General features: G+C 76.5%; 4 protein-coding genes. 3 read left to right on the top strand and 1 reads right to left on the bottom strand.

What is annotated here, in order from left to right; translation table 11 throughout:
- A partial coding sequence (locus tag GTW08_RS02690) for an SAV_6107 family HEPN domain-containing protein (RefSeq protein WP_161151344.1) occupies positions 1-331 on the top strand: 331 nt, incomplete at its 5' end.
- 101 nt (positions 332-432) lie between these two features.
- On the opposite strand, the gene GTW08_RS02685 is transcribed toward GTW08_RS02690, so the two are convergent.
- Complete coding sequence (locus GTW08_RS02685) at positions 433-1,263, bottom strand: ParA family protein (protein ID WP_073573930.1); 831 nt, start codon at positions 1,261-1,263, stop codon at positions 433-435.
- A gap of 128 nt (positions 1,264-1,391) precedes the next feature.
- Between GTW08_RS02685 and GTW08_RS02680 the strand changes: the two genes are divergently transcribed.
- Positions 1,392-2,150 carry a class I SAM-dependent methyltransferase gene (locus tag GTW08_RS02680; RefSeq protein ID WP_073573929.1) on the top strand — a complete coding sequence of 253 codons (759 nt, stop codon included), beginning with the start codon at positions 1,392-1,394 and terminating at the stop codon, positions 2,148-2,150.
- Between the two features lie 314 nt (positions 2,151-2,464).
- Positions 2,465-2,875: a DUF3040 domain-containing protein gene (locus tag GTW08_RS02675; protein WP_073573928.1), complete on the top strand. Its 411-nt coding sequence runs from the start codon at positions 2,465-2,467 to the stop codon at positions 2,873-2,875.
- Positions 2,876-3,106 lie beyond the last annotated feature (231 nt).

The raw sequence follows: 3,106 nt of genomic DNA, 5'->3' as shown, positions 1-3,106 counted from the left end.
CGCCGAGCAGCTCGCCGAGGCGCACCGGGAGACCGAGCCGCTGCGTCGCTACCCGGCCGCCTACCTCGCCGCGCTGCGTGCCGGGGCGGCGGTGCTGGCGATGCGGGCCCGGCCCCGGACCCGCCGGGGCGCCCCGCGCGACGTCTGGCGGCTCCTCGCCGAGGTCGCTCCGGAGCTGGAGGAGTGGGCGGCGTTCTTCGCCGGGTGCTCGCGGCTGCGGATCGAGGCCGAGGCCGGGATCGGGCGGCACATCGACCGGCGTGCCGCCGACGACCTGCTGCGCCAGGCCGAGCAGTTCGTGACCCGGGTGCAGCTGCTGCTGCCCCGGTGAGGTCCGTCCGCCGGAGCGGCGGGCCGCACGGGGGAGCGGATCGGCGGACGGCAGGAGAGCGGGAACGGGCGGGGCCGAGGAACGGACCGGGAGGGGGCCGGTCAGGCCGAGGCGGCGGGGCGCGAGGCGCTGCGCAGCACCCGGCCCAGCAGCGCGGTGAACACCGCGGAGATCTCCCGGGCGCCCGGGGTGTCCCAGGCCTGGATCGGCAGGCAGGCGCCCTGGGCCTGCTGGACCGCCGAGCGGTCGGGCAGGACGCTGTTGAACACCAGGGGACCGAACAGCTCGCGCAGCTCCGAGATCCGGAACTCGTGCTCGGTGTTGCGCGGCCGCACCCGGTTGACCAGCACGCCCAGCGGCTGCAGGCGGTCGTTGGACCGCTCGCGCTCGGTCTGGACCGCGTCGAACGCGCGCTGCACGCCGGACACCGAGAACATCGTCGGGTCGGTCACCAGGATCGCCCGGTCCGCGGCGGACAGCGCGCTGCGGGTCAGCTGCCCCAGCGACGGCGGGCAGTCCACGATCACCAGCCGGTAGCGCTCCTCGGCGTGCTCGGAGCCACCGGAGTCGTCGGTGATCAGCTCGCCGGCCAGCCGCTGCAGGGCGCGGTCCAGCCGGTACAGCTGCGCCGCCCCCGGGTCGGGGTGGTTGTGCCGCTCGGTCTGCTCCGCGCCGACCAGCACGTCGAGGCCCTCGCCCCACGCCGACGGCGCGATGGCCCGTTCGACCACCGCGCGGCGCGGCTCGTCCAGCACGTCGGCGACGGTCGCCGTGGTGGGCTCCGGGTCGAGCGCGGTGGTGGCGTTGGCCTGCGGGTCGAGATCCACCACGAGGGTGGAGACGCCGTGCCGCTGCGCCGCGCCGGCCAGACCCAGTGCGACCGTGGTCTTGCCGACGCCACCCTTGAGACTGAGCGTGGCGACGACCTGCACCCACCCAACGTACCGTGCGGTCCGGCACGGTCGCCGAGCGGAGTGCAGGTGATCGTCGGGCGCCCGGTCGTGGGCGTCGCGGCGGGCGGGCGGGCCGGGCACCGGCGGGGGCCACTAGTCTCGGTGCCGTGGGATCGCCGACACGCGAGCAGGCCGGAGCAGCGCGCGGGGCCGCCGTGTTCCGGGTGCTGGACAGGGAGATCGACCGTGTCCGCCGGGACACCGGGGCCGCGCCCCGGGTGCTCGACGTCGGCGGGGGCAGCGGCACGTGGGCGGTGCCGCTGGCGATCGCCGGCTGCGCGGTGACCGTCGTCGACACCAGTCCCAACGCGCTGGCGACGCTGGCCCGGCGTGCCGGTGAGGCCGGCGTGACCGACCGGATCACCCCCGTGAACGGCGACGTCGACACCCTCGCCGAGGTCGCCCCGGCCGACGGCGCCGACCTCGTCCTGGGCCACGGGCTGCTCGAGGTCGTCGACGGCCCGGGCCGGGTGCTCGCCGCGCTCGCCGCGGCCGCCGCCCCGGGCGGGGCGGTGTCGGTGCTGACGGTGGGGCGCTACGGCGCGTTCATCGGGCGACTGGCCACGGGCCGGCTCGCCGAGGCCCGTGCCCTGCTCACCGACCCCGAGGGCCGCACCGGTACCGACGACCGGCTGCTGCGCCGGTTCGACGCGCACCGGCTGCAGGAGCTCACCGCCGAGACCGGACGGCTGCGGACCGAGATCCTGCAGGGTGACGGCACCCTCGAGGCGTGGCTGCCCGGTCCCGGCCAGGAGGGCGAGACGGCGGGCCGCGACGAGCGTGACGAGCTGGACGCGCTCGCGTCGCAGGTCGGCGCCCTCGCCGAGGTCGCCCCGCGGTTGCATCTGCTCGCCCGGCGGTACTGACACCCGTCCCCGCCGCCGGTGGCCGACGGTCGCCTTCCGGCTGCCGTCGGTGACCGGTCGTCCGGCGTTCACCCGGCTGCCCACCCCCGTCCGGGTGGGTCTGCGACAGTCCGGGTGAGCGACGACACGCCGCGCCACGCCGTCCGCTCGACGATCAGCCGAGCGGGTTGGACGGTCCGGGTGGTCGCGGCACGATTCGCCTCGTACTCTGGACATCAGACGCCCAGGTTGGGGCGCCCGTCGTACCGGCCGGGGCGAGGAGGCCCGGGCCGAATGCGGCCTACCGTCCGATTACGTGTGCCGGAGGTGAAGGCATGCCGCTCTCCGAGCACGAGCAGCGCCTGCTCGAACAGATCGAACGCGCCCTCTACCAGGAGGACCCCAAGTTCGCGTCCTCGGTCAGCGGTAGCCGGCGGAGCAAGCCCGCCCGTCGCCGCCGCATCCAGGGCGCCGTCCTGTTCGTGGTGGGCCTCGTGCTGCTCGTCGCCGGGATCCCCTTCCGGGCTCTCTGGCTCGGCGACCTGCCGATCCTCAGCATCGTCGGCTTCCTCGCCATGCTCGGCGGCGCGTTGCTGGCGGTCACCTCGATCGGCGCCCGGCGCGGCGGCGAGGAGACGACCGGTCAGGGCGGGGCCGCCCCGAAGGACAAGCAGCCCGGCGAGAGCGGCGGTGGCTTCACCGGCCGTATGGAGGAGCGCTTCCGGCGCCGCTTCGAGCAGGAGTGACACCGGGCGGCCCACGCGGCCGCCCGTACGACGCCCGGCGGGGCGGGACACCGACTCGGTGACCCGCCCCGCTGTCGTGTGCCCGGCACCGGCTGCCCGATGTGCCGACCGTCGGCACCAGCGGTCGCCGGTGGACGGGAGCCGCCGCACGGGACGGACCGGCGCGGTCCGACCGCCGCCGGCCGGATGACGCCCCCGACCGGACGCCGGCCGCTGGTCGGGGCGCTGGGG

The sequence above is a fragment of the Pseudonocardia sp. SID8383 genome (genome assembly GCF_009864975.1).
GTDB classification, from domain to species: domain Bacteria; phylum Actinomycetota; class Actinomycetes; order Mycobacteriales; family Pseudonocardiaceae; genus Pseudonocardia; species Pseudonocardia alni.
The sequence above is the reverse complement of the archived record's forward strand: the minus strand, read 5'-3'. Positions and strand labels throughout refer to the sequence as shown.

Bases quoted from the DNA above. Each gene is read 5' to 3' on its own strand.
- GTW08_RS02675 (WP_073573928.1), top strand. From the start codon at position 2,465: ATGCCGCTCTCCGAGCACGAGCAGCGCCTGCTCGAACAGATCGAACGC.